We start from the raw sequence: 26,722 nt of genomic DNA on the forward strand, positions 1-26,722 counted from the left end.
TCCACCAAAATATGTAGCTTATCGGATAATACAGTTCCGTTAAGATTTCGGGCGTATTACGCAAACTTGAAAGTTGTAGCTCTTATAGACGGGCGATCGCTTCATCTACAATCAAGCTAAGGGTGAACTGTTCTTTGATGCCGATGGTAACGGTGCGACTGCACAAGTGCAAATTGGTCTATTCTCTAACCGTGCAGCTTTAACTGCTGATAGTTTTGTATTGTTCGGAAATGTAGAAGTTTAAATATCAATATCTTTGATTATGCGGTGATACCACAATTATGTCATTGCTCCCCGCACTAATATCACCGTACTATCTACACCAGAGGCGATCGCTTCTGGTATATTACCTTGGATAGCTTGTTGCAGTAAGCCTTCACGGGAAGCACCCAACACCACCACATCAAAGCCTTGATTTTCTACTAATTCAATTACACCCTCAGCCACAGAATTAGCTTGTACAGGAGTTGCAATTACTGTACTCGCTAATTGACGGCGGCGCATCAATTGACGCAAAGCTTGTTCTATCACCGTCATATCTGGCTGAAATTCCAAGGGTTTAAACACCCGTGTTAAACAAATTTGGGGATGATCTCCCAAGGTGACTAAAGCCGGTAATAATTTAATTGCTAATCTTGCATTCGGCCCCCCAGCCATCGGTACTAACCAACGATTAAAGGACTGGGGACTGGGGACTGGGGACTGGGGACTAGTACCTAGCTTAACTAGCACTACGTCACAGGTGGCTTGGCGAATGATGGTATCTACGACGTTACCAAAGATTCGTCCTGGGGTGGAGGTGTTACCTTTCCAGCCCATCAAAATTATGTCTATATGGCTTTCATTGATGGTTTCTAGAATAGCTTGGGCGGTGTCGTGGGCGACGCGAATTTGAGTATGTAGGGGAATGTGCCATTTTTTGGCTAAAACTTCCGCTTGTCTGAGAAGACGGCGACTTTTTGTAGTTCTGACTGGTGTTTCGGCGGGGGAACTGTGGCGAGATACTAAAATAACCTGGACGCATTCTATTTCATAGTGGCGATCGCGGGCAATGGCGGCGGCCATTTCTAATAATGTTTCGGCGGTTTCAGGGTTAGCGACAGGGACTAATAACCTACCTCTGCCAACACTAGGCGATCGCGTTTGGTAAACTACATAGGAAGGTTCTGGTTGTGGCCCTGGAATTGCGTTTTTTCCGTTCAATTGATCTGCTTCGGCGCGGATAATGTCTGCACGGGTAATAATCCCAATTAGTTTTTTCCCTTCTACCACAGGTAAACGACTGAGTTGATATCTATCTAGTAAATACAACACATTACTCAAGCTATGCACAGGTGTCACTGTCATGGGATTGGCGGTCATAATCTCTCGTAAAGCCGTATCCTTTTGTAAGTGGCGATGTTGAATTTTAGTTAAATCTGATTGGGTGACAATTCCCACCAATTTACTATTCTCCACTACCGGAAAACCGCGATGATGGGAAGTAGAAAAGGCTTGGGTGACTTCTTCTAAAGTCATGTCTGCATCTAGGGTTTCTACCCGTTGTTGCATCACATCTTTAGCGGTTAACTGATTTAAAATACCTTCGACAGAAACTTTTTTAGTTAAGGTAATACCATTTAATTGCAAAAGCTTTTCATACAGCGAACCAGGAAATACTTTATCAGCTACTAAATAAGCCGTGACTACCACAATCATTAAAGGTAGCACTAAATTAAAATCCGTGGTCATCTCAAAGACAATCACAATAGCGGTGATGGGGACTTTAGAAACCGCACTAAAAAATCCCCCCATCCCAGCTAAAGCATAGGTAATGGGAGAAGCTTGATCAACAAATTGGAAGCTCAACACCCCTACCATGTGACCCAAAACTGAACCTAAAATCAAACTTGGTGCAAATAATCCTCCCGGCGCGCCCGAACCAAAGGCAATTAAGGTGAGAATGAACTGAGAGATAAAAGCGATCGCGGCTATGGTAGGCTGTAATTCACCAGTAATAATATATTCTCGTAATCCCGTATTATCTCGAAAAGAAGCCGGCAATAAAGAAACAATAATTCCCGAAATTAAGCCAGCTAAAGCCATCCTCAAGGGTAAGCTGATATGCAAGCGGCGATATAATTTTATACTTAAAATTAAGCCTTGATTAAATAATGCCCCCAGTATCCCTGCTAAAACACCCAACAACAAAAAAAAGGGAATTTCTGTAAAATAAAATCTACTGGAATAGTGCATTAATTCAATACTTAAATCCAGACTACCACCGCCCAACAACCGCGACATCACCCCACCAATAAACGCCGCGATAATTGCAGTTCCTAAAGTTAAGCCTGATAAATCTTGCAGTAATTCCTCAATAATAAATAGTACCCCAGCGATGGGAGCATTAAACGCCGCAGCCAAACCAGCCCCTGCACCAGCCGCAATCATTTGTCGCCGATGATCTGGCGAAGTCGGAACTAGATGACTCATCCCCGCCGCTAAACCAGCACCCACTTGCACCGTCGGCCCTTGTCTTCCTAGAGTCATCCCCGAACCTAAAACAATAATGGCAGTGAACAGCTTAATTAAAGCTACCCGCCAAGATAATTTCGTCGGGACATTAGCCAAAGTCGCCTTAACTTGAGGGATACCACTACCCGCCGCCTGTGGTGCTAACCTTTCTACCAGCCAGCCAGCTAAAAACCCAAAACTCACCCCAACCAAAGGTAAAGCCACCCACGCCGGTAAAATATGAGAACTCTGAACCCGCAATGCACCCAACGAACCCGAACCCACCTTTAAAATGACCGCAGAGAAAGCAGCCACCACCCCGATAATACAAGCTTCTGCGATCGCTAACCCTTTTCTTGGCTGCAACCACCTACGAAAGTCCATAAGTTAGTTGTTAGTTATTAGTCATTAGTCATTAGTCATTAGTCAACAGTCATTACTCATTACTCATTACTTATTACTCATTACTTATTACTCAGCACTCAGCACTCAGCACTCATCACTCACTAATTCCTCCCCGTTGTCGATAGTCCTTCCACTATCAAAGATGGAGTGTAACAAGAGCCATTCCAATCAGTATCACTACCTAATTCTATTTGTTTGAGGGCAGTATAGATATTACCTGCTACCATCGTATCTTTTATGCGTCCGATAACTTCTCCTTTGCGGACGCGATAACCTAATTCAATGTTGATGGAGAAGTCGCCGGAAATACCGCCGCCGCCACCTAACATTTGATCCACTATTAAACCGTCATCAATATTTTGAATTAACTCTTGTAATGATGCTGTACCTGGTTTGATTAAAAAATTAAATAATCCAGGGGTGGGATAACTACTTAAGCTGGGACGGACGGCGTTACCAGTTGTACCAGTACCTAGTTTCTTTCCAGTGGTGCGATCGCAATAATAATTTTGTAAGATGCCATTTTCGACGAATACTAAAGGACTGGTGGGTGTACCTTCATCATCAAAAGGACAGCTATAAGGGCCTGCTGAGGGGTCTTGATATAAAGTCAGGCTAGAAGCAATGATTTGTTGACCAATACGTTCTGCCCAAGGCGAGGCTGATTCTAGCACTCGTTTACCATTTAACGCCGCTTGGGCAGTTCCCCATAACATATCCGCCGCTTTCGATGTGAACAACACCGGAACACGTCTATGAGGAGACGAAACATTTTTCTTCGCCCATGTCAATCTTTGTAAAATTTGCTGGGCTAATTTTTGCGGTTCTAAAATGTCGCGCTGGGTTTGACCATCGGAAACACTTAAAAAATCATCCCCTCTCACCCATTCAGCCGACATATAGCAACTTAGAGTAGTATCAGTATAATATGCGTCTAAACCTCTACTGTTGACAATTCTTGTTACTTCTAAATCACATTCCCAGTCACTATTACAGACCACATCTGGATAAGCATCACGGATGATGGCGATCGCTTCTTTTCCCCAACCCACTAAAACTTCTACAGGTACAGATGTTCCTAAATTGGGATAAACACCCTGAGAATCGCTGACTAACTCCAAGACTTCTGGCTGGTTCAGTTTGCTTAAAGCGATCGCCCTTTCTACCATTGCTTGTGGTTCCACAGAACCGTAAGCCACCGTGAGTCCTGGCCGGCCATTGCGCCATAATCGCAGTGCCGTACCTTCAGATTGACTGGTTTCTAGTTGTTTGAGTCGGTTAGCCTCAAAAAAAACCGGACGAGATAGCGATCGCGACTGATACACCTCAGCTGCTTCTGCGCCCGATTTGATAGCTAACTCCAGTAGCCGTTCTGCTAGTGTATCCTGTAACAAGTTTTCAGAACCCATGACTCTCGGTAAATGATGGATTTTGGATTTTGAACCGCCACTCAACGCAGATCATTATCCCAAATCATTAGCAATTATCCGCGTAAATTAGCATTTGATAAATTCGCAATGCAGACGGACGCAGATAATTATCCCAAATGATCGGTATCTCTTTGCATTTATTAGGATTGGGGATTGGGGACTGGGGACTGGGAATCGGGAATTGGGAATTGGGAATCGGTAAATACAGTCACAAGAAAGATGAGAACAGATTTAACCCCAATGCCCCATGCCCAATGCCCCATGCCCCATTTAAGGCAAACCAATCTCCTGTAACAGCCAAAATCCTGCGAAAGCTTCCGCTTGCGGATCAGATTGTACGCCTAGAAAATGTACACCATTGGCTTTTTGCTTGGCAGTTTCAAAACCCTTTGCTTCCGCTAGGGTGGTGGAATTTTTGATATTGGCTAAAATCCAACTTTCTGTAGAACCAGTTTCTAAAACTAACCTCGTGCCTTGTTTCTCATCAATTCGCAAAAATGCCAACTCCAAACCAGACATCCAACCAGCTAAAGGTAAAGCTCTGGGTGAGAAAATCAAAATACCAGGGATGCGGGTTTCGGGGGCTAATTGTGCCAAATCTAGGGGAAAAGCTTCACTAAAGCCGATTTCCCACTCTGGCATTTCCGCCAACTCCCCAGCCGATAAGGAGACAAATATCCATTGTTGTCCTTCTAGTGCATCAGGCAATCTCTGGGGTAAAGGACTATCTAACCTAACTGAAGGATTTGTCCCCCCTTGATAGCCGACTTCTTGGGGATAAACCTCAGTCATACGCTCTTGCAGCCATTGGTTAAGTACCAAAGTCTTGCGGCTAGGTAGGGAAGGAATTCCCAAATCTTCGCAAGCTTTCGTAATCATATTGTTCATTTGGCGGCGGAAAAAGCGAATTTTGATTGGTGCTTCCCCAGCTTTATCGATAGCTTCCTGTAATGCTGTCCTTAACCAGACTGAGTTTACCTGTGTACTAGGACAATACTTTGCATAACGGAATAGAGAATCTAAGTTTGTGCGAATATCTAAAGGACTTTCACAGACTAAGACTTCCCAAATTTTTTTCTGATTTTCGTCCAAAATCGGACGGGAGTAAAAATCTATTTCCCAAATACTGCCCATGTTTTGCCGTAAAAATCTGGCGAGTTTATATTTTGCTTATATTCTCACTCTACCAAGGATGGTCAATAGTTATTAGTCAATAGTCAATAGTTATTAGTCAATAGTCATTAGTCATTAGTCATTAGTCAGCATTGGCTAAACGCCCCTCTACCGCTAACAGCACTCATTACTCATTACTCATTACTTCCTATGCCCAATGCCCAATGCCCAATGCCCAATGCCCCATGCCCAATGCCCCATGCCCTTAATCCCTCGCCTCATAATACCTACACCCTTTACAGGGGCCGTGGGGGTTGACTGCACAACGGAGATAACCGCAACGGGCATTAAATTTACAACTAATGTCACCAATGAGAAAGCCTACCCCTTCTAGGTAATAGCGATCGCCTTCTACTGGTCTAAGACTTTGTTGTATCCTAGCTCTAGAAGCATTAATAGCGGCTTGGCGCAACCGTAAACGTATTCGCCAATGGGTTTTACGAATTACCCATAGCGAAAACAGGGAAGGGAACAAACCAATAGTAATTAGTAAAAGTGTCCTAAAAACTTCTCTCATCCTCTTAAGATACGTCGAGCGATTTGCTATTTGCTTCCTCCGTCAAATTATAAAGGATATGCTGAAAACCCTGTGGCTTTATTCCCAATCCCCAGTCCCCAATCCCCAATCCCCAATCCCCTATCTCCTCCGACGCTGCTTGCCTAATTTTTTCCTATGGGCGCGTTGACGCAGCTGTTGTGCGAGGAGTGCGGCTTCTCTTTCGGCTTTAAATAAATCAATTTTTCTGGTTGTGAGCAGAAAGGAATAATCTGGCTTTTGTCTTACCCAGGGAATACTTACAGATGAATACTGGCAAATACTTTGATATGACTGCTGACTATTTGCTGTCGAATAACTGATTTGACTATTGATTTGACTGTTGATATTGCTAGCGATCGCTTTCAATTCTAATATCTTGGCTTCTAATTCTGCTGCTATTTGATTAATGTTCTGTACCAGTGTATTTAATCTTTCCCATGTGCTGATTGTGTCTTGTGGTGGCTGTAATGGCACTATGGCAGTATTTAAGTTTGCTGGTAATAGTGCTAATGGTAGTGAAATAGGCTGTTTGTTGCTGGCTACAATTTTTTTCATTGTTGTTCGCAATGTTACTAAGCTTTTTAGGCATTTTAACAGTTTTTAGTACATTTGTACTAAAACATGAAAATACAGTAGCCAAACAAATTATTAAATTTTCCCGACTGCGGCTAACTCCAAAAGATTGATGACTGTAGTAATTAACTTATCGGATTCAATCGGTTTGAGTAGATGTTCCTGAAATCCCAGTGGAATAGATGGAGGAGATGCGGCTTCAGGAGACAATGCTGTGAGGGCGATCGCGGGAATATTACCGCCTTGGTGTGCTTCTAGGTTGCGTAATCTGTGAATGAAACTATAACCCTCTGAGTCTGCCATTGCTAAATCACTGATTAAAATGTCAGGTTGTGATTCTTCTAGTATTGCTAACGCTGCTTCTGTAGAGTTGGCGGCATCCGCGATCGCGCCGGATTCTTCTAATAAGCAAACTAATAAATTACAGGTATCAATTTCCTCATCGACTACTAAGACTTTGACTCCTTGGAGGGGTGTAGAACTTTGCCAAAAATTTACCTCTTGTGGCTGATTGACATTCTCTTGATTTGCACCGATTAAAGGGAGTCGGACTGTAAAGATGGCACCTTGTCCTTCCCCTGGACTATCGGCGGTAATTGTACCACCATGCAATTCTACTAAATGCCTGACAATGGCTAGTCCTAAACCTAGTCCACTGTGCGATCGCGTGGTGGTGCTATCGGCTTGACGGAAACGTTCAAAGACTTTCGGCAGAAATTCGGGACTAATCCCAATTCCTGTATCAATGACTTGAATTTGCGCGTAAATAGAAGATTTAGGAATACCCACAGGAATAGAAGCCGAAATTTTCTGATTTTCTAGTTCAGCCCCTTCCAGTTCAATCCCTGTTAAATGGACTTCTACCTTACCACCTTGGGGTGTGAATTTAATGGCATTGGTGAGGAGATTCCAGACAATCTGCTGTAACCGTGATGGATCACCACACACTGAACCCAAGGGTGTATTCAAGAAAGTGTGTAATTCAATATCTTTGGTATCTGCTAAGGGGCGCACTACTTCTAAAGCGGCTTCAATGACGGAAACAGGATTCACTGCACATAAATTGAGGCGCAGTTGACCCCGAATAATCCGCGATACATCTAAAATATCTTCAATTAGCTGTACTTGAGTATTGGCATTGCGTTCAATAGCTTCTAGGGCGCGGGCTGTGGCTGTTGCGTCTAGTTTTTTAGCGCGGAGGATTTTCGACCAGCCTAACATGGCGGTGAGGGGTGTTCGCAGTTCGTGGGATAATACGGCTAAAAATTCATCCTTCATGCGATTGGTAGCTTCTGCTTCTTGTCTTGCGGTTTGTTCCCGAATTACTTGAGCGCGGATTTCTTCGGCTTGTTTACGGGCGGTAATATCTTCTAAAGTCCCTACATAGCCTAATAATTCCCCCTGATTAGAAAGCATAGGAGAGGAGCGCACCTGCACCCATCGCAGGCTACCATCATGGGTATAAAACTGAAATTCTTCTGAGTAGTCGCCACCTTGTTGAATATAAGCATTCCAACTGGCGACGGCTCTGGCTCTCTCTTCTAGGTGAACTGAATCGATCCATTTTGTATGTAAGGTATCTACCGCACTCAAGCCACAAATTGCCTGATAGCGGGGATTTGTATATTTACAATGTCCTTCTGTATCAGTTTCAAAAATGCCTACAGGAGAACAGGTACTCAAACAACGGAATCTTTCCTCACTTTGGCGCAATTCTGCATTCATGGCTGTGAGTTGCGCGGCTTGACGTTGGACTGCTTGAGTTTTTTTAAATAATTCCACAAATACTGTCACTTTCGACAGTAAAATATGAGATTCTATAGGTTTTAGAAGATAATCTACAGCTCCTAAAGCGTAGCCTTTAAATAACATTTGATCATTGCTACTAAATGCTGTTAAAAAGATAATGGGAGTCTGACGCGATCGCCCCCGACTGCGAATCATTGTCGCCGTTTCAAAACCATCCATTCCCGGCATCTGCACATCTAATAAAATGACGGCAAAATCCTGATTTAGCAGACATCTTAAAGCGTCCTCGCCGGTGGTAGCTCGCACGAGATTTGCGCCCAAACGTTCTAAAATCGCCTCTAGTGCGAGCAAATTTTCCAACTTATCATCCACTAAGAGGATGTTAACTTTGAGTTCGGGCTGCATGAGTTCAGTTCCCTGTGGAATAACAAAGATTGACGAGTAAATCCGAAATTTCTGGTAATTGCAAAATCCAATCTACCGCCAGATCAGCCATAGCTGCGGCAGGCATGATCGGACTTTCAGCCGTACTTGGTTCTTGTACGATGGTAATACCTCCTCGTGCCTGAATTTTTTTCAGTCCTTGTTTACCATCTTGATTTGCTCCTGTTAATATTAGACCAATCACGCGTCCCCCGTAGGTATCGGCTGCTGATTCAAACAATACATCGATTGATGGTCTAGCATAAGATACAGGCTGATCTATCGACAGTGCAAAATAACCAGGTTCAACTAGCAAATGATAATCAGGTGGTGCTAAATAAACTCTACCTGGGATGATTTCATCTTTATCCTCTACCTCTTGAATTGGTAATGATGTATATGTTTGCAGTAATGCTTTGAGAGTAGCATCTGATTCTTTATGACGATGCTGCACAATAGCGATCGCAGTGGGAAAATTAGCTGGTAAATTACCCAGAATTTTTTGCAAAGCTGATAATCCCCCCAACGAAGTCCCCACTACAACAATTTTAAAACACACTAGTTCAGCCTCCGGTAAAGTTTTTCACCTTTAGCTATTTCTTCATAGTATTGCTCATAAGGGGTAAATCTGAGTGATTCTTGTTTACCTAAACCCAAGATACCAAAATTACACAAACTATTATGAAATAGTGTATGCACTTGCTTTTGTAATATCTGATTAAAGTAGATTAAAACGTTGCGGCAGATGATCACATTAAATTCATTAAAAGAACTATCTGTGGCTAGATTATGCTGGGCAAATATCACATTTTCTTTTAATGTAGTGCGAAAAATTGCGTGATCATACGCGGCGGTGTAATATTCTGAGAAAGATTGCTTGCCACCAGCTTTGAGATACAGTTGCGTATATTCTTGCATTAATTTCAGTGGAAAAATCCCACTTTTGGCAGTTTGCAGTACCTTTTCATTAGTATCAGTAGCGTATATACGACAACGATGATACAGGTTTTCTTCATGGAGGAGAATTGCCATTGAATAGACTTCTTCACCAGTAGAACAGCCAGCGTGCCAAATGCGAATAAAAGGGTAAGTTTTGAGTAATGGTATAACTTTACTCCGAAAGCACAAATAAAAACTAGGGTCACGGAACATTGATGTCACGTTGACGGTGATGTTAGTTAAAAATTGTTCCAAAGATGTGCGATCGTGCAGTAATTTTTCTTGTAGTGCGGAAATATTCTTTAGACCCTGAGAGTGTATGAAACTCAGAATGCGTCTTTTCAGAGAAGCCTGAGCATAGTTACGGAAGTCATAACCGTAATATTGGTATAAACCTTGCAATAGCAACTGAATTTCAATGTCCTCTAAATCGGGTTTAGGCAAAATCATAATGAGGATCGTGAAGATATAGCAATCCTAAATCAATAGTGGTGCAAGGGAATAGGGATTGGGGACTGGGGACTGGGGACTGGGGACTGGGGACTGGGGACTGGGGACTGGGGATTGGGGACTGGGGATTGGGGACTGGGGATTGGGGACTGGGGATTGGGAAAATTACCCAAAAAACAAAAATCCCCCTGAAAATCAGGGGGTGATTCACTTCTAGGAGGGCGTTTGTTACTTATGTATCATTCAATAGGGGTGATGTTATGCAATCTAGGAAAAATTTTAGGATTTAGTCATTAGTCATTAGTCATTAGTCAACAGTCAATAGTCAATAGTCAATAGTCAACAGTCAACAGTCAACAGTTATTACTCATTACTCATTACTCATTACTCATTACTCATTACTCATTACTCATTACTCATTACTCATTACTCATTACTCATTACTCATTACTCAGCACTCATTGCTCATCTCCTACCTTCCTCAGTCCCCAGTCCCCATAAATGTCATGTGTTACACAATTTTATATATAATTATTCATCTATCCTAAGAGATATATATTGCTATGTAGCGATCGCTAATTTATGAAAAAAATTACTCAAAAACGCTAGTAGCGATGATGAAATAAACGCTAATGAAAGCCTGGTGGCGTTTTTAGTGTGAAATCGCAATTCAATCTTTCCAGGGTGGATTTTTGGCAAATTAATCCACATTTTGACTTAATATGAAAAATTGGCTCAGGAAATTGGCAATCTACACCTTATTGGTGTTGTGTAGTTTTCTATTTAATGTTAATGATGCAGTAGCTAACGAAGTTACCAGTCCTGATGCACAGCAACTAAATTCAATGGCAATGGAGGAAAATTTAGTTGCTGCTGATGCTTTTGAGTTAGGTAGAAAGGGTGATTTCTGGCGATTTCGGGAGATAATTCAAGCAACAGACAAACAAGAGGGGCTGTTTAACTTTTATCAAAGTCCTGATTCTGGAAACATTTACTGGGAAATTCAGCCTGAACAGTTAAATAAAAATTATCTTGCGGCGGTAACTTTGGAATCGGGAATTGGGGAAGGTGGAATTTATAGTGGTTTACCGTTGGCGGACTTTCTATTTTACCTGCGCCCAGTGAATAATCACTTGCATTTTGTGGTGCGTAATGTTAAATTTCGCACTGATGCTACAAAACCAGAACAGCGATCGCTAGCTCGTTCTTTTAGTGATTCGGTTCTGTATTCCCTGCCTATAGATAGTATTAATCCCTACAATCATCATATTCTGATTAACCTGCATGATCTTTTAATGCGGGATTTTCCAGGTTTAACACCTTTATTAAAATACTCACTTCAAACTGATTACCGTTTAGAAATCGATAAGTCTTATTTTGGTAAAATCAGCAGCTTTCCAGAGAATGTAGAAATAGATGCCATTTATGGGTTTTCCTCAGCAGAAGGAGCAAATTTAGTTACATTACCTGATAGTCGAGCCTTGACGCTGAAGGTACATTACAGTTTTTCCCAACTCCCAGAAAATAACGGCTATATTCCCCGACTGGCTGACGACCGAGTAGGATATTTCATTACAGCGTTTCAAGATTTTTCGCACAATGACGGGTTAGATACCTTTGTGCGCTACATTAATCGTTGGCATTTAGAACCATCTGATTCTGAAGCACCCCTATCTCCACCCAAACAACCGATAGTATTTTGGATTGAAAATGCTGTTCCCTTAGAATACCGCGATGCCATCCGCGAAGGTGTGCTGATGTGGAACAAAGCTTTTGCAAAAGCTGGTTTTGAAAATGCGGTGGAAGTGCGGCAAATGCCTGATGATGCTGATTGGCAACCTGCTGATGTGCGCTACAATACGATTCGCTGGTTTAATTCTCTAGATGCAGGTTTTGCCAAGGGGCCAATTCGCGTCAACCCACTGACTGGGGAAATATTAGACGCAGATATCATTATTGATGCCAATATGGTGCGTTCAGTCAATCAGCAATATCGCGCCTTGAGAACTACAACTACATCCCTGGGTGATAATTCCTGTCCGACTCTAGATAAACAGCAGGATTCTTCAGAATTTTGCTATGGGATGGAATCTACAAATCAAGCTGCGTTTGGATCTTTGGCGTTGTCACTTTTGCCTCAAACAACACCGCAACCAGAACTGATGCAAGAATATGTACATCAATATCTGCGTTCTGTGGTGGCGCATGAAGTGGGACATACTCTGGGTTTACGCCACAACTTTCAAGGCAGTACCATGTTAACGCCTGAAGAATTAAATAACACTGCCATTACCCATACTAAAGGTTTAGTGGCTTCGGTGATGGATTATGTACCTGTGAATATTGCACCCCAGGGAGTAGAACAGGGAGACTATTTTCCTTGGGTTGTCGGCCCCTATGATGAGTGGGCGATAGAGTATGGTTATAAACCCAGTCCACACGCAGCACTTAAACCCTACATCCCAGAAGCAGAGAAAGATTTTTTAGAGCAGATTGCTTTAGCTTCACCACAACCAGAATTATCTTACTCTACTGATGAAGATATTTGGGATATTAATCCCCTGGCTAATGTTTGGGATATGAGTAGTGATGTTTTAGTCTATTCTCAATGGCAAATGGATAACGCCCGTGTGATGTGGCAGCATTTGAATGAGCATTCTTTGGCGAAGGGCGAAAGTTATAGTAATTTGGGTGTTTTATTTAATAAGATATTGCAATATTATTTTCGCAATGCCACTTTACTTTCAAAGTACATCGGTGGACAATCTTTTCAGCGTCTCCATGTAGATGATGATTATTCTTGGGCGTTTGTCGGAGTTCCACGAGACAAACAACATCAAGCATTGACAAAACTACAGGAGTATGTATTTGCTGAAGATGCTTTCACTTTTTCACCACAACTATTAAATCAGTTAGCACCGTCACGATGGGAACACTGGGGAAGCATGACACCTAGTAACCGCCTCGACTACCCCATTCACGAACGGATTTTGCAGTTTCAAACTAGGGTGTTACGATCGCTCTTAGCTAGCGATCGCTTGCATCGCTTACGGGATTTAGAATTAAAAAACCCCGATAATCAAGCTTTGTCTATTCCCGAACTGTTTGACAGCTTACAAACGGGTATTTGGACAGAAGTTTTCCACAACACGCAACCAAAGCAGATTTCTAGTATGCGTCGTTCATTGCAACGAGAACACCTGAATATTCTCCTAGCGATGCTCCTCCATCAAAATGATTTACCCCAGGATGCTTGTACTATAGCTTGGTATGAACTACACCAACTCCAACGAGCCATTGACTATCAACTGCAAAAATTCGCCCCCCAACTGGATATTTATACAATAGCTCACTTACAATTTTCTAGCGATCGCATCACCAAAGCCTTAAATGCCCAATTACTATCTAGAGGTTAATAATTTGGGCATGGGGAATCGGGCATAGGGCAATACGGTTCAGTTAAGGTTTTGATCCCCCCTAACCCCATTAATATTATTTTGGGTTAACTGGGATAAACTCTGCCTTTCCACGCACCGCCGCGTCCTTGCCAATGGCGGAAGGCAGAATCTATAGTCATGAGGGTGTAAAGAAAAGCGATCGCCGGTAAACTAAAAGCAAATACAAATGAACATCGGTAAAAACGCACTGTTGGAAAATAAGCCAAAGTCATCAACAACCATGTAATTAAACCAGTAAGTGCAATAAGTTGATTTCCTAGCAATGCACCTATAAGTAAACCCAAAGGCGGAACTAAATAAATCAACGTCATCGCCACTATAGTTCCCAACAGTAACCAGGGAGAATAATTTAATTGAGTATATGCAGTCCGCGCCACCATATCCCAAATAGTTTGCAAAGATGGATAAGGGCGCAGACTGCGAGTCAAAGAACTCAAACCCAACCAAATTTTTTTAGAGGGAGTTGGGAAAGATGAGGGAGTATTGTTCCCTCTTTCCCAGTCCCCAATCCCTAATCCCCAATCCCCAGTCCCTTTTACAGCTTGCGCTAAAGCACAGTCATCAATTAAAGCTTGACGGATGGCTGAAATACCGCCAATTCTCTCTAATGCTGTAGTGCGAATTAAAATAGAACCACCAGCAGCAGCAGCAGTTTTATTTTGAGGATTATTTACCCAACGAAAGGGATAGAGTTTTTGAAAGAAGAAAACAAATGCCGGAATTAACAGTTTTTCCCAAAAGCTTTGACATCTCAGCTTCACCATAATAGAAGCTAAATCTAAATCTTCTTGTTCAGCCTGGGCAACTAATCGCCGCAGATTATTGACATCATGTTCAATATCTGCATCAGTTAGGAAAAAATAATCTGGTGCTAATTTTGTAGCGTTTTGAATCCCTTGTTCTACCGCCCAGAGTTTACCAGACCAGCCAGGCGGTAAAGATACACTAGAAATAATATGTAACTGTTGCGCCTTATCAACAGCATGGGCAACCCCTTCAGCAAAAGCAGCTGTCCCATCTGTACTATGATCATCTACCAAGAAGACATGAAACTCCCCAGGGTAGTCTTGAAGTAAAAGCGATCGCAGTGTAATCGGTAACAACTCCGCCTCATTACGCGCCGGCACGACTACACACACTTTAGGTAAAGACGTTAACACAACCTCAACCGCTTCTAACTGCGGATCTACTCGCCAAAATTGCCCCCGCAAAGTCAACAACCCCAACCAAATCAATAAAGATAGTAATGTGATTCCCAAGATAAATGCACCCATATTGCTCCTAGTCAATAGTCAACAGTCATTAGTCATTACTTATTACTTATTACTTATTACTTATTACTCATTACTCATTACTCATTACTCATTACTCATTACTCATTACTCATTACTCATTACTCATTACTCATTACTTTTTCCTCCCTTGTCTTCCCAATCCCCAGTCCCCAATCCCCAATAAATCCCTCAAACACAATACAATATTTGCTAAATGCGGGAAAAATTTTTTCTCCGTACTGCCGTATTCATTGCGAAAATATTGAGTAGTATTTAATGCAGACACAAGACAGGGTACAAGTCAATCAACTTGCAGAAGCGATCGCAGCTAGTCAACAATATTTGCTATCACTGCAAAATCCTGATGGTTACTGGTGGGCTGAGTTGGAGTCTAATGTTACTATCACGGCTGAGGTGGTTTTACTCCACAAAATTTGGGGAACTGATCAAACTAGACCTCTGCATAAAATAGCAGCATATCTGCGTTCCCAGCAACGGCAGCACGGAGGCTGGGAATTATTTTATGATGATGGTGGTGAGTTGAGTACGTCTGTTGAGGCGTATATGGCGTTACGGTTGCTGGGTGTGCCGGCTAATGACCCAGATATGATACGGGCGCGAGATTTTATTCTCCAACGGGGCGGCATTAGTAAAACTCGCATCTTTACTAAGTTTCACTTGGCTTTGGTGGGTTGTTATGACTGGCGTGGTTTGCCTTCTCTCCCAGCTTGGGTGATGCTATTACCAAAAGAATTTCCGGTGAATATCTATGAAATGTCGAGTTGGGCGCGTTCTAGCACTGTGCCGTTATTAATTGTCTTTGACCAGAAACCTGTTTTTGCCGTTAATCCCAGTATTAATCTTGATGAGTTATACGCCGAAGGTGTAGAAAATGTCCAGTGGGAGTTACCCCGCAATAATGACTGGACAGATTTATTTCTCACTCTCGATGCAGGATTTAAATTAGCCGAAAGTTTTAATTTTATTCCCTTCCGGGAAGAAGGTCTCAAAGCCGCAGAACAATGGATTTTAGAACGCCAAGAAGCTACAGGGGACTGGGGGGGAATTATTCCCGCTATGCTTAACTCTATGTTGGCTTTGCGGTGTCTAAATTATCATGTCAATGATCCCGTTGTGGAACGGGGTTTGCAAGCCATTGATAACTTTGCCATTGAAACAGAAGATAGTTACTGTGTGCAGCCTTGTGTTTCGCCAGTGTGGGATACAGCTTGGGTAATACGAGCATTTATAGATTCTGGCATCGCCCCAGATCATCCAGCGATCGCTAAAGCAGGAGAATGGTTATTACAAAAGCAAATCCTCGACTATGGTGATTGGATGGTGAAAAATCCCCAAGGGAAACCAGGGGCTTGGGCATTTGAGTTTGACAATCGATTTTATCCCGATGTCGATGATACAGCTGTAGTAGTTATGGCACTGTACGCCGCCAAGCTACCCAATGAACAATTAAAACAGATGGCTTGCGATCGCGCCTTGAAGTGGGTAGAGTCAATGCAGTGTAAATCTGGTGGTTGGGCAGCTTTTGATATTAATAATGACCAAGATTGGCTTAACGCCATACCCTACGGTGATTTAAAAGCAATGATTGACCCCAACACAGCCGATGTCACCGCTAGAGTTTTAGAAATGCTGGGTTTATGCGACTTATCTATTGCACCGCACAACCTAGAACGGGCGTTAAATTATTTATTAAACGAACAAGAAGCAGAAGGTTGTTGGTTTGGACGTTGGGGTGTAAATTACATTTATGGGACAAGTGGTGTACTTTCAGCATTAGCTGCGATCGCCAAAGGCGGGTCTTCGACCATCGCACCTACAAAATATCAACGTCAAATCGAACGTGGTGCAGCTTGGTTAGTTAGCTGTCAAAACCCTGATGGCGGTTGGGGTGAAACCTGCCAAAGTTACAATGATCCTAGTCTCAAAGGCAAAGGACGCAGCACCGCCTCCCAAACAGCTTGGGCAATTATTGGTTTAATAGCAGCCGGAGAAGCCACCGGTAAATTTGCTCGTGAATCTCTAGCCAAAGGAATTAATTATCTAGTATCCACTCAAAATCAGATGGTAGCTGGTTTGAAGCAGACTTCACAGGTACAGGCTTCCCCTGTCACTTTTATCTGAAATACCACTATTACCAACAATATTTCCCCTTAATTGCCCTGGGTAAATATCAAAAGATTGGGAATAGGGAATAGGGAATAGGGAATAGGGAATGGGAATGGGGACTGGGGACTGGGGACTGGGGACTGGGGACTGGGACTGGGGACAAGGAAGAATGATATTCCCAATGCCCAATGCCCAATGCCCAATGCCCCATGCCCCATGCCCAAAAAAAGGGGAAACAAGGTAAAGCACCTAATTTCCCCGTCTTCAGCAACACTGAAATTCTTTATGTTTAGACTTGAGTTTGCAGCACTTGTTTCAAGAAAGAGACTAAATCATCCGTGTCTAATGATTGCAGACTGCTTAAAACTTCTGTAGCTTGGTCTGAGGGGATGTAGTCGTCTGGGATGTCGATAACGGTGCTGCCTAATCTTTGTCCTAAGTAATACCAAAAAGCTAATTTCTCTTCGGCTTTGAGTGCGCCATATTCGCCTGTGGGAATTTTTGTGCCACCCTGCGCTAGTTCCACCATCGCTTTACTCGGATGGGGATCTAACATGGTTTCATCTTGATCATTTCTGGTAGCCGGTAGCAAATCACGCAAGGCAAAAATCTGTTCTTCTGGGGAAACTTGCTGAATTTGGGCTACTAATTCCGCAGCTTTTTGTGTGGGTAATTTATCTATATCACTGGTGCAGATTGTATCACTAACTTGGTCGAACAATGCACCCAATACTACCAGGCGATCGTCTATATCTAATTGCTGAAAATGTGCTGCGGCTTGTTCTACGGGATTAACATTGGTAGAAGTCATAAAGCCCTCCTAAAAGACTATTATCAATTTGTCACCAAGGCAAATGTAATTTTTTATGGATTCAAATCATTTTTAATTTTATTCACTAAGTAAAAAAGTCAACGCCAAATTAAATTTGCCAAATAATTGTGTTCACTTCGTTTAAGTTAAAAAAATATCTATGTTTAAAACACTATAAAAAGGCAGACGTAATTATATGAAAAAATAAATTTAAACCAGTCAAAAGGTAGAGGTTTTATTTTTCAATTTAATTTATATTCAAAAAATACAAAGCAAAGGGCGTTACGAGCTTTAGGTGCATCTCACCTATCAAAAAAATAAAAATAACAAAAGTAGATATTTAAAAATTGGTCAACCATCTACTTCATGAAAACGACTAAGTTTTCTGACTATTTGAATTCTCATAAGTAGGCAGACATAATCAAATATAAAATGTCATAAATTAAAAGCTCCCGTTAATCTAGCGGTATAACGGGAGAGAACATCATTTATGTAGCAATGCTACTTATCTATTTCACAAACTGGGGCATAATTTCGGCGGCTGTAAATATACCATGAATGCCACGTTGATGTAATTGTATGCCAGCTTTGAGATAACCAAAAGCGGGGCCGCAGACATTAGCAGCCATACTGGTTTCGTCACCTAAAGTGAAAGTATGGGTAGAAATCTTACCTTCAAAGGTGCGTCCTGTAACTTTAACGTTGGTGCTGAGGGGCTTTTTAGGGTTGCGGGTATCGACTACACCACCAACAGTGACGCGATCGCGATCCACTATTCCTGCTAACTCTAGCATCACATCATCGGCGTGTTCCATATTTTCTAAGGTCAACACACCGTTAGTTTTATCTAGTAGTGCTTCGACTTCGGCATCAGTCATGGCGCGTGCAGCTTCTACTGTATAACCTGGCATATGCCCAATATCTTCCCGCACAGTTGCACGATAAGCTTCCCAGTTGGCAATACCTACACCAAAGGTAATCTCTACTTTGTGGATTTCCCCATAGCTTTGGGCGGCTAAAGCGGCGGCGGCGGTTAATAGCCCTGGTGTTGCACCACAGCCTGTCATGTAGGTAATTCCGGCTGCTTGCAGTTCGTCTTTCATCGCAATTAGCTGTTCTACTGCACTAGTGCGTTTAATCGCATCCACTAGTACACCACGCCAACCCGATTGGATAAACTGACGCGCAACAGAAGGAATAAAATCATTGGGGAGGTTAGGTAATGCCAAAAAATAACCATCTACAGGTTGCGCGCTGTCGATTAAGTCTTGAATACTGTTATTGGTTAAATTGCCGATAGGTTCTAGATAACCCACTGAACCTTGAGACTGATAGCTAGCAATGCAGTCTTTAAAATTCAAACCAGTCGCCCCGTAAACATAACCTTTTTGGTCTGCGACTGCGACTAAATTCATTTCCCGTTTCCCAGCCAACACCTTAGCGGCGGCTTGTCCGAGTCCACCGAAACCCAATACTCCCACACGTATAGCTGGCGCAATATTTGCTGTACTCATAGTCAATTAATTAAGTTGAATCACAAGCTTTGAGTATGAACCATTTTGGCTGATGGCAACTCCAAGCTATAAAGGTTAATTATGCTTCATTATCCTGGTTTCTTCCCCAACCAGATCAGTTTTTTCACCAGAAATTTTTGCGGAGTCGTTCAGACTTGAGGAAATTTTCACGCACAACTTGATTAAAAATTCACTGGCAATAGCTTTCCCCTAGCGAAACCGCATTTTTTAGTATAAAAATATATTTATATCTAAATATATTTACTGTCAACAGCTATAGGAATCCGCTTTGATTCCTGAAATTATTTGGGTAGGGAGGGAATAGGGAACAGGAAAGAAGGAATCAAAGTGTACTAAGTTCTTTTCAAAAATCAAATAGGAATCCTATAGGTGCAGTATCCTCACGCAAAAGTAGAATTTATTTATTTATTTAATTAGTTAGTGATTTTCGATCAGGTGAATACACGGAAGACAAAATCTATTAGTGTAAATCACAATATACTTAATATTAACTAATAGCTTCATCATAAAATTACCAATTTCCTCCGATGTAAGCAATATTTCTTGTATTCTACCTGCTTCCATTTCATTCCTAATGATAACTACGAATATTCAAATAATTTGATTATTTTACTTAGGAATAGAAAGTTTAGTATGCAATATCCTTAATTATACAATTAAATACATTCTTAATAAGATACACCTAGTTTTATCTTATTTCGGTTACTTAATTTTCATAATAATTCATGAGTAACTTGATTATTCTAAATTTTCTAAGTATTACAGCCAGCTATTCACACTTGAAAAATGTTATTTCCTACATACGAATTTTTAGTTTTCTTCATCATTACATTTGCCTGTATTAGTCTTTTAAAAAAGCACGTAAATACCTATAAATACTTTGTTCTTCTTATTAATATAATTTTTTATTCTTTTTTCGGCTTAAAATTTTTAGAACTATTAATCATAAACATCATCATTAATTATCTAATTCTTGAAGGCATAAATACAAATAAAAACAAACTTCCGTTTCTAATTTCTGGCATACTTTTGAATCTAAGTTATTTAGGCTTCTTTAAATACTATAATTTTTTCATAGATTCTTTACAAGAAATCTTTAATATACTCAAAATTTCGAGCGACATTCAAATTTTATCTGTATTAGTTCCAGTCGGGATTTCTTTCTACACATTCCGTATTATTTCCCATTTAATTGACTCCTACAAAAATCAACTTCCCTGCCCAAAGTTTTTAGATTATCTAGTATATATTACTTATTTTCCTCAAATAGCTTCAGGGCCGATAGCTAGAGCCAAAGAATTTTATCAGCAGTTAAACAGTGATCAAAAATATAACTATCAGACAGAAAGAGTCGTGATATTAATAATTTCTGGGCTGTTTAAAAAATATACATTATCAAGCTTTCTGTTTAACTTCACCCAATCACCTTTTCAAATACCAGAACAATATTCCAGTTTTGACCTAATTCTCGCCGCACTGGCTTATTCTTGTTATATTTACGTTGATTTTAGTGGCTACTCTGATTTAGCAAATGCTATTTCTAGCCTCTTAGGATTTCCACCAGTTCCAAATTTTAATATGCCTTATTGCGCGCAAAGTTTACAGGATTTTTGGCGGAGATGGCACATTAGTCTGTCGCAATGGTTGCGAGATTATTTATATATTTCCTTGGGTGGAAGTCGCAAAGGTTATTGGAGAAAGTATTTTAATTTGCTGATGACAATGGTAATTGGTGGTTTTTGGCATGGTGCGGGCTTAAATTTCCTAATTTGGGGATTCTTACACGGAATTGGTTTAGTTGTTACTCACCTTTGGCAAGATTTAATTAAAAATTTTAAAAAACAAAAACAATCTCATCAAGACTCATTAAATCATCACATTATTGTTGCCTCCAAGATTAGCCACAGGCAAGTATTTATTGGTTGGCTACGGTTTTATTTTCAAAGAATTACATCTATATTGAGACCGACATTTGCTTGTATATTGACCTTCAGTTACGTGACTTTATGTTGGATATTCTTCAATACTTCCAACTGGGAAACATCATTAAAGTTCTTGCAGCAGATGGTAAATACGTCATCAAATATAGAGGTGCGATCGCAATTTAATGTCTGGCAATTATACATAACCTTTATCATCATATTTATCATGAACTTTTATGGAGATAAATTTAGTGGTTACTTACAAAATATCCTGTCGAAATCTAATCTAATTATACAAACAATCTTGATATCTACTCTTCTCTATACAGTTTTTAGATTAGGGCCAAATACTGTACCACCATTTGTTTATTTTGGTTTCTAGCTATTTTCTACTAATATTATGCAAGACTTAAAGTTTTTAACCCTTTGTGGTTTAGTTTCATTCTGTCTCATCATGGTTAATAAGCCTCTTTTTTTAAGAGTTTAGCATCTAGTAAAATTGCTCCTAAAGAAATTAAACAGGCTGCTCAACAAATTAAGTTAGAAGGGTTTAGTAAAGTTGAATCTGATTTTTGGGACAGTATCAAAGAAATTAACGGTAAATCACAAATAATTGCCCAAGCTAAAGCCTCGGATATCAAAACTGAAACTAAGATTCAGAAAAAACCAGTAACTACTAGTCCAAAACAATCATTGACTAGTCCGCCTGTCAAGCAACTAGAACCAGCCAAACGTTTTTTATTTCTGGGTGATTCTATTATGGGTTTTCTGGGAGTTGCATTTGAGAATAACGTCAAAAAATCAGATTACGGATTGGAACAAATCAAAGTCTTTTATAAAATTTCTACGGGACTAAATCGCATCGACTTTTATGATTGGTATTCACACACACGAGAACTTATTCAACAGAATAACCCTGATGTTATGGTAGTAATTTTTGGTGGTAATGACGATCAAAATATTTTAGATGCCAATAAGAAGTTCCACGAAGAATTAACTCCAGGATGGGAAAAAGCTTATGAAGAGCGTGTGGAAAGATATGCTAAATTGCTGGATGAATATCCTGTAAAAAAAGTTTACTGGATAGGTCATCCTATATCTAATGTGGCTAGATATAATAAGTTCTTTCCAATTTTTAATCGGATTTATAAAAAAGTCTCATTAGTCCATCCTAAAATTGAATTTGTTGATTATTGGAATACCTTTGCTGTCAATGGTAAATTTTATCCTATAGCTGCTGATAGTACGGGTAGAAAAGCAAGGGTTAGATATAATGATGGGCTACACCCTACTGAACATGGAGCAAAAATTATGATGGAAATTCTCAAAAAACACATGATAGAAGAGGGTGTTTTAAGACCAAAATCGAAACCACTAACACAGACTCAAAAATAATTGAAAATCTTCTCTTAAGTTAATTAGTTTCATGATGCTGAAAAAAAAATCTTATCGTTTTTATATAATTGCTGCCATTATCTCTCTAGCCATTACGCTTTTGAATTGGGAACAAGCATTTGCCAATACCACTTTACAGGTAAAGCAACAAAAAAATTATGCTTTAGAGCGTAATATTACTTACGAAACAGTCAACTCTCATCAATTAACACTAGATGTTTATAAAAACCCAAAATCTGGCTTACGTCCTACATTAATGGTAATTCATGGCGGAGGTTGGATCAAAGGTAAAAAAGAAGATGAATTATTTTTTAAGCCTTATTTTGATTGGGGATTTTCTGTAGTCAATATTGAGTATAGATTAGCAAATGTCGCACTAGCACCAGCAGCCGTGGAAGATGCTGTATGTGCTTTAAATTGGGTGATGAGTAATGCGTCAAAATATAACTTCGATACGAAAAAAATTGTTTTGACTGGATTTTCCGCAGGGGGACATTTAGCATTAACTACAGGAATGATGCCTGATGTGACAAAATTTAATCAAAATTGTCCAGAAAGTCAACAAACAAAAGTTGCTGCTATAGTTAATTGGTCTGGAATTACGGATGTTAATGATTTGTTAGTTGGTCGTAATCAAAAGTATTTTGCTGTGCAGTGGTTTGGTAATCGTAATTCCCCAAGAGAAATGGAAATTGCTAGAAATGTTTCTCCGATTAACTTTGTGCGTCGTAATCTACCCCCAATTCTGACTATACATGGAGAAAAAGATAATTTTGTGCCTTACGGCCATGCAATTAGATTACATCAAGCATTGCGTCACGTTGGAACAGTAAATCAATTATTTACTGTTAAGGGTGCAGAACATGGAGGTTTTAGTAAGGTGCAGAAAAAGCAAATTTATGCCACTATTAAAACCTTCTTGATTAAGCAAGGCGTAATTAAATAAATAAGTTTTAGATATAGGATTCCTATCTGATTTTTGAAAAGAACTCAGTACACTTTGATTCCTTCTTTCCTGTTCCCTGTTCCCTGTTTCCTGTTCTCTCCCTACGCAAATAATTTCAGGAATCAAAGCGGATTCCTATAGTAAAAAAGTAAGAAATTAGGAAGCTGTTTATGTTGATTTAATACCTAATCTCCAAATCATTCATTACCTGCAACCATTTATCTGGTGTTGGTAATGTTTCCTTGAGAAAGTCTACTGTAAGATGACTGGCGTTAGCTTTATATAAAAGAGTGGCGTAGCTAAAACAGCTAGCTGGTTTCTTGAAATTATCTTGACCATAAAGCGAAATCAATTCTGTGAGTTTTTCTTCTACTTTCAGAATGATTGTAGGAGCAAAGCTGAGTAAATGATTTACCCACTTTTGCTTTTCACGCATAAAAGCTGCTACATCTCGATGAGAAGAGGTTTTAAAATCATTACAGATGGCTTGAATTTTATCCCACTTATAACTACCCCACGGTTTAGCCTGCATCACGGGTAATTGCCATTTAATCATCTCGTCGTGCCAATAGTCTTTAGGGGCTTGTACCTGTACAATCTCAAAGGTAGGTAAAATTAATGCAGTTAATCTCCCTCCATGACAAGCACCTGTATCAATACCGTATATTTTTCCTGTGATAATTAACGGTTCATTTCCGACAACATGATGACCAAAGATAACTGGTTTTGCGCCAGTATACAACTGACTCCAGTAAGTCCTACCATAGAGTTTTTCTAGATGCTTTTCCCCAGCCGTACAGCCACATAAAACCTCTTCTTTTTGCTGATGGAGGGGTATACCATCTTCTACAGCCGCATGGACGAAAATGGCGTTTTCCGTTTCATGATAATAGGGTAAATGACTCACCCATTCTAAAAATTCTATATAGCGATCGCCAAATTGTAACTTGACGATTTCCTGTGAATAGGAGAGAGTCTGACGTAGGTGCTTACGTTCATGATTTCCCATCAACACAATTGTGTTAGGACGTTGTTTGAGAAATTCGTATACTTTCACGGAATCAACACCGCGATCAACGATATCACCTAATGAAATTAAACAATCTTCCTCTGTAAGTTTGACTTTGGTTAATAGGTGAAGTAATTCTTCATAGCAACCATGAATGTCACCAACTACTATCGTTCGCATGATGCCAAATTTATTAAAAAACTTATATTTATGACATGAAAATTATTATTAATGTAGCATTATTTATTATCTGCGTCATTTGCACCGCACTGCTGATAATCAGCATCTATCCAGGCGTACTGGATAGTCTAATTTTTATCGTTACCTTAGTATCAATTCTTAGCATTCCTGGGTTTTTCATCGTCGGAATCATGTTTTTAGTAGTGGTAGGACGAAGGATAAATTTGAGAGATATACAAGTTCCTTGGCGGAGGATAGGGGCGATCGCTACTATAATTCTAGTCTCTTATATCCTACTCAAATTCTATATTCCGCGTCGTTTAGCTTTTATGATATCGCGATCAGCATTTGAACAAACCAGAGTGCGAATTCCCTTCTCTGTTAATAGGAAAACGACGCTAGATAGACGACTAGGTTTATATACAGTAGATGAATTAGCCATTGATTCCCGTGGAGGCGTATATTTCCGTGTCTACTCAGGTGGTAGTGGTTTTAGTCCCGATACCACATCCTATGGTTTTGTTTATCAACCTAATCGAGAAGGAAGTCCTTTTGGGATGGCGAATTATCAAGTCTTTTCCTTAGATGAAAACTGGTATTGGTTTCGAGTATCTGACGATTGGTAATGAGGAGGTTATAACTATTAACGATGAATTTATTTTGAATAGTCTTATGCAATTACTCAAGAACGTCCTCAAAAGCTTAATTTTACTAACTTTTATTACCTTTATCCAACTACCTACAGCCTCGGCTGATGTTTTATCCCCTGGAACATCTCGCGTAGATTACTGTTTTCAAGTAGCAAATCTTAACAAATATTCTAATTACTTATTAATTGCTAATATACAATCAGCCAATCCCGGTTTAGGCACATACAATGTAATTCTCAAACCAGGGCAGTGTGAAAGATTAAATGGATACAGACAATACAGTAATATCTATGCCATCAGAAAATCTCAGGTTAAATCTCAAGATATTATCATCAATGGAAATAGAGAATCACTCAAAGACTTTAACAGCAGAAAATCTCAATTAATTCCTGCCAAAAATACTATTAATCCTGTAGAAAGATTACCTGATAGATATGGCATTAAACAAGTAACAGAAGTCCTAAAAATTACAGCTATTGCCCCTAAATCTCTGGATTTAAAATATCAGGAAATTATCTACACCTATCAACAAGGTAATTCCGAAAGAAAACCTTATCAATCACAAGATAATCGACCTTCACCTTCTCTCAAGCATAAATTTAATTTATTTAACTTGATAATTCCGAGCATATCTATCTTTGGGATTATGCTAGTTTATCGCCGCACTAAAATTTTTAGAAATCAAAATTAATTTACAGATGATGTCAATATTTGCGGCTGTTGCTCTAGTATTAACTAGTGCCATATTATCAGTAGCGTTTCCTCTAGCTACTTATACTTGTACTCTAGCAGCCTTTGGGCTGACTCATGTGTTAACGGAACTACATTATGTTGATAATCGCTTTCGTCAACGTCTCGGAAATAATCTATGTTGGCGGATGAGTCAGTTATTAATTCTCATCATTGGTTTGCGAAGTTTACAAGTATTGAGTTTAATACCCACCTGGTTAAGCATCACTTTAGAATTAAGTTGTGTAGTAGCACTAGTTATTCTTGTCATTCCAATATTAGCCAAAAAAGACTGGCGGCTCGGAATTTTCGGAACTATATTATGCTTACTTTTGTCATTTGGGATATTTGCTTCAGCCACTCTGACATTATTAGTTCTTGCAATTCTACACAACATTACCCCCGTCGGATTTATTGCCGAAAGATGGCGAGGTAAGAAAAGGAATTATGCTTTCTTAATTTGTGTCGTGGTATTTCTTGTAATTCCTTTGCTAATTATTTCTGGACTTCCCA

Annotated in this window: 22 protein-coding genes and 1 pseudogene; 11 read left to right on the top strand and 12 right to left on the bottom strand. The window is 40.1% G+C overall.

Annotated features, from left to right (window positions below; all coding sequences use genetic code 11):
* Positions 1-279: 279 nt before the first annotated feature.
* Entirely contained in the window at positions 280-2,877 is a 2,598-nt protein-coding gene (locus CV014_RS10510; protein WP_236141971.1) for a chloride channel protein, read from the bottom strand.
* Positions 2,878-2,999: 122 nt separating this feature from the next.
* A complete protein-coding gene (locus CV014_RS10515; RefSeq protein ID WP_236141972.1) occupies positions 3,000-4,307 on the bottom strand; it encodes a TldD/PmbA family protein in 1,308 nt (435 codons plus the stop codon).
* A 174-nt stretch (positions 4,308-4,481) separates the two neighbouring features.
* Here CV014_RS10515 and CV014_RS10520 point away from each other — a divergent pair, with 174 nt between their 5' ends.
* Positions 4,482-4,622 carry a hypothetical protein gene (locus tag CV014_RS10520; RefSeq protein WP_236141973.1) on the top strand — a complete coding sequence of 47 codons (141 nt, stop codon included), beginning with the start codon at positions 4,482-4,484 and terminating at the stop codon, positions 4,620-4,622.
* Here the strand turns inward: CV014_RS10520 and CV014_RS10525 are convergent.
* From CV014_RS10525 to CV014_RS10550, 6 genes are all read right to left on the bottom strand, one after another.
* Positions 4,599-5,462 (bottom strand): Tab2/Atab2 family RNA-binding protein, encoded by an 864-nt coding sequence (locus CV014_RS10525; RefSeq protein WP_236141974.1) that lies wholly within the window; start codon positions 5,460-5,462, stop codon positions 4,599-4,601. The two genes, CV014_RS10520 and CV014_RS10525, sit on opposite strands and share 24 nt — an antisense overlap.
* Positions 5,463-5,706: 244 nt before the next feature.
* Positions 5,707-6,018 (bottom strand): DUF6464 family protein, encoded by a 312-nt coding sequence (locus CV014_RS10530; protein ID WP_236141975.1) that lies wholly within the window; start codon positions 6,016-6,018, stop codon positions 5,707-5,709.
* A gap of 120 nt (positions 6,019-6,138) precedes the next feature.
* On the bottom strand, positions 6,139-6,594 hold the full coding sequence (locus tag CV014_RS10535) for a hypothetical protein (RefSeq protein ID WP_236141976.1): 456 nt from the start codon (positions 6,592-6,594) through the stop codon (positions 6,139-6,141).
* A gap of 93 nt (positions 6,595-6,687) precedes the next feature.
* Positions 6,688-8,766, bottom strand: a complete 2,079-nt coding sequence (locus CV014_RS10540) for a hybrid sensor histidine kinase/response regulator (RefSeq protein ID WP_236141977.1) — start codon at positions 8,764-8,766, stop codon at positions 6,688-6,690.
* Between the two features lie 4 nt (positions 8,767-8,770).
* Positions 8,771-9,343: a chemotaxis protein CheB gene (locus tag CV014_RS10545; RefSeq protein ID WP_236141978.1), complete on the bottom strand. Its 573-nt coding sequence runs from the start codon at positions 9,341-9,343 to the stop codon at positions 8,771-8,773.
* Entirely contained in the window at positions 9,343-10,173 is an 831-nt protein-coding gene (locus CV014_RS10550; RefSeq protein WP_236141979.1) for a CheR family methyltransferase, read from the bottom strand. Before CV014_RS10550 ends, CV014_RS10545 begins: the two co-directional genes overlap by 1 nt.
* Before the next feature lie 58 nt (positions 10,174-10,231).
* Here CV014_RS10550 and CV014_RS10555 point away from each other — a divergent pair, with 58 nt between their 5' ends.
* Together CV014_RS10555 and CV014_RS10560 are read left to right on the top strand one after the other, a co-directional pair.
* On the top strand, positions 10,232-10,390 hold the full coding sequence (locus tag CV014_RS10555; RefSeq protein WP_236141980.1) for a hypothetical protein: 159 nt from the start codon (positions 10,232-10,234) through the stop codon (positions 10,388-10,390).
* Between the two features lie 505 nt (positions 10,391-10,895).
* Entirely contained in the window at positions 10,896-13,589 is a 2,694-nt protein-coding gene (locus CV014_RS10560) for a zinc-dependent metalloprotease (protein WP_236141981.1), read from the top strand.
* 86 nt (positions 13,590-13,675) lie between these two features.
* Here the strand turns inward: CV014_RS10560 and CV014_RS10565 are convergent, their stop codons facing one another.
* A complete protein-coding gene (locus CV014_RS10565) occupies positions 13,676-14,905 on the bottom strand; it encodes a glycosyltransferase (RefSeq protein ID WP_236141982.1) in 1,230 nt (409 codons plus the stop codon).
* A 276-nt stretch (positions 14,906-15,181) separates the two neighbouring features.
* Between CV014_RS10565 and shc the strand changes: the two are divergent.
* Both shc and CV014_RS29975 read left to right on the top strand, forming a co-directional pair.
* Positions 15,182-17,121, top strand: a pseudogene (shc, locus tag CV014_RS10570) (squalene--hopene cyclase).
* A 23-nt stretch (positions 17,122-17,144) separates the two neighbouring features.
* On the top strand, positions 17,145-17,276 hold the full coding sequence (locus tag CV014_RS29975) for a hypothetical protein (protein ID WP_268964623.1): 132 nt from the start codon (positions 17,145-17,147) through the stop codon (positions 17,274-17,276).
* Between the two features lie 45 nt (positions 17,277-17,321).
* On the opposite strand, the gene CV014_RS10575 is transcribed toward CV014_RS29975, so the two are convergent.
* Together CV014_RS10575 and bioU are read right to left on the bottom strand one after the other, a co-directional pair.
* Positions 17,322-17,843 (bottom strand): orange carotenoid protein N-terminal domain-containing protein, encoded by a 522-nt coding sequence (locus CV014_RS10575; protein ID WP_236141983.1) that lies wholly within the window; start codon positions 17,841-17,843, stop codon positions 17,322-17,324.
* Between the two features lie 509 nt (positions 17,844-18,352).
* Positions 18,353-19,357, bottom strand: coding sequence for a (S)-8-amino-7-oxononanoate synthase BioU (gene bioU / locus CV014_RS10580; protein WP_236141984.1), 1,005 nt, complete (start codon positions 19,355-19,357; stop codon positions 18,353-18,355).
* A 1,050-nt stretch (positions 19,358-20,407) separates the two neighbouring features.
* On the opposite strand from bioU, the gene CV014_RS10585 reads away from it, so the two are divergent.
* The 3 genes from CV014_RS10585 to CV014_RS10595 all read left to right on the top strand — a co-directional run bounded on the left by CV014_RS10585 (position 20,408) and on the right by CV014_RS10595 (position 23,641).
* Positions 20,408-21,682, top strand: coding sequence for an MBOAT family O-acyltransferase (locus CV014_RS10585; RefSeq protein WP_236141985.1), 1,275 nt, complete (start codon positions 20,408-20,410; stop codon positions 21,680-21,682).
* A gap of 311 nt (positions 21,683-21,993) precedes the next feature.
* Positions 21,994-22,695, top strand: a complete 702-nt coding sequence (locus tag CV014_RS10590) for a DUF459 domain-containing protein (RefSeq protein WP_236141986.1) — start codon at positions 21,994-21,996, stop codon at positions 22,693-22,695.
* Positions 22,696-22,726: 31 nt separating this feature from the next.
* Positions 22,727-23,641 (top strand): alpha/beta hydrolase, encoded by a 915-nt coding sequence (locus CV014_RS10595; protein WP_236141987.1) that lies wholly within the window; start codon positions 22,727-22,729, stop codon positions 23,639-23,641.
* 178 nt (positions 23,642-23,819) lie between these two features.
* On the opposite strand, the gene CV014_RS10600 is transcribed toward CV014_RS10595, so the two are convergent.
* A complete protein-coding gene (locus CV014_RS10600; RefSeq protein ID WP_236141988.1) occupies positions 23,820-24,830 on the bottom strand; it encodes a metallophosphoesterase in 1,011 nt (336 codons plus the stop codon).
* Positions 24,831-24,865: 35 nt separating this feature from the next.
* Here CV014_RS10600 and CV014_RS10605 point away from each other — a divergent pair, with 35 nt between their 5' ends.
* From CV014_RS10605 to CV014_RS10615, 3 genes are all read left to right on the top strand, one after another.
* Complete coding sequence (locus CV014_RS10605; protein ID WP_236141989.1) at positions 24,866-25,456, top strand: hypothetical protein; 591 nt, start codon at positions 24,866-24,868, stop codon at positions 25,454-25,456.
* A 46-nt stretch (positions 25,457-25,502) separates the two neighbouring features.
* Positions 25,503-26,171, top strand: coding sequence for a hypothetical protein (locus CV014_RS10610; protein ID WP_236141990.1), 669 nt, complete (start codon positions 25,503-25,505; stop codon positions 26,169-26,171).
* Between the two features lie 7 nt (positions 26,172-26,178).
* A partial coding sequence (locus CV014_RS10615; protein WP_236141991.1) for a hypothetical protein occupies positions 26,179-26,722 on the top strand: 544 nt, incomplete at its 3' end.

The sequence above is a fragment of the Nostoc sp. CMAA1605 genome, from assembly GCF_021596505.1.
Taxonomy (GTDB): domain Bacteria; phylum Cyanobacteriota; class Cyanobacteriia; order Cyanobacteriales; family Nostocaceae; genus Trichormus.

What these genes read in the sequence shown, in the direction of transcription:
- CV014_RS10510 (WP_236141971.1), bottom strand. Translation starts at nt 2,877, where the DNA reads ATGGACTTTCGTAGGTGGTTGCAGCCAAGAAAAGGGTTAGCGATCGCA.
- CV014_RS10515 (WP_236141972.1), bottom strand. Translation starts at nt 4,307, where the DNA reads ATGGGTTCTGAAAACTTGTTACAGGATACACTAGCAGAACGGCTACTG.
- CV014_RS10525 (WP_236141974.1), bottom strand. Translation starts at nt 5,462, where the DNA reads ATGGGCAGTATTTGGGAAATAGATTTTTACTCCCGTCCGATTTTGGAC.
- CV014_RS10530 (WP_236141975.1), bottom strand. Translation starts at nt 6,018, where the DNA reads ATGAGAGAAGTTTTTAGGACACTTTTACTAATTACTATTGGTTTGTTC.
- CV014_RS10535 (WP_236141976.1), bottom strand. Translation starts at nt 6,594, where the DNA reads ATGAAAAAAATTGTAGCCAGCAACAAACAGCCTATTTCACTACCATTA.
- CV014_RS10540 (WP_236141977.1), bottom strand. Translation starts at nt 8,766, where the DNA reads ATGCAGCCCGAACTCAAAGTTAACATCCTCTTAGTGGATGATAAGTTG.
- CV014_RS10550 (WP_236141979.1), bottom strand. Translation starts at nt 10,173, where the DNA reads ATGATTTTGCCTAAACCCGATTTAGAGGACATTGAAATTCAGTTGCTA.
- CV014_RS10560 (WP_236141981.1), top strand. Translation starts at nt 10,896, where the DNA reads ATGAAAAATTGGCTCAGGAAATTGGCAATCTACACCTTATTGGTGTTG.
- CV014_RS10565 (WP_236141982.1), bottom strand. Translation starts at nt 14,905, where the DNA reads ATGGGTGCATTTATCTTGGGAATCACATTACTATCTTTATTGATTTGG.
- CV014_RS29975 (WP_268964623.1), top strand. Translation starts at nt 17,145, where the DNA reads ATGGGGACTGGGGACTGGGGACTGGGGACTGGGGACTGGGACTGGGGA.
- CV014_RS10575 (WP_236141983.1), bottom strand. Translation starts at nt 17,843, where the DNA reads ATGACTTCTACCAATGTTAATCCCGTAGAACAAGCCGCAGCACATTTT.
- bioU (WP_236141984.1), bottom strand. Translation starts at nt 19,357, where the DNA reads ATGAGTACAGCAAATATTGCGCCAGCTATACGTGTGGGAGTATTGGGT.
- CV014_RS10595 (WP_236141987.1), top strand. Translation starts at nt 22,727, where the DNA reads ATGATGCTGAAAAAAAAATCTTATCGTTTTTATATAATTGCTGCCATT.
- CV014_RS10600 (WP_236141988.1), bottom strand. Translation starts at nt 24,830, where the DNA reads ATGCGAACGATAGTAGTTGGTGACATTCATGGTTGCTATGAAGAATTA.
- CV014_RS10605 (WP_236141989.1), top strand. Translation starts at nt 24,866, where the DNA reads ATGAAAATTATTATTAATGTAGCATTATTTATTATCTGCGTCATTTGC.
- CV014_RS10610 (WP_236141990.1), top strand. Translation starts at nt 25,503, where the DNA reads ATGCAATTACTCAAGAACGTCCTCAAAAGCTTAATTTTACTAACTTTT.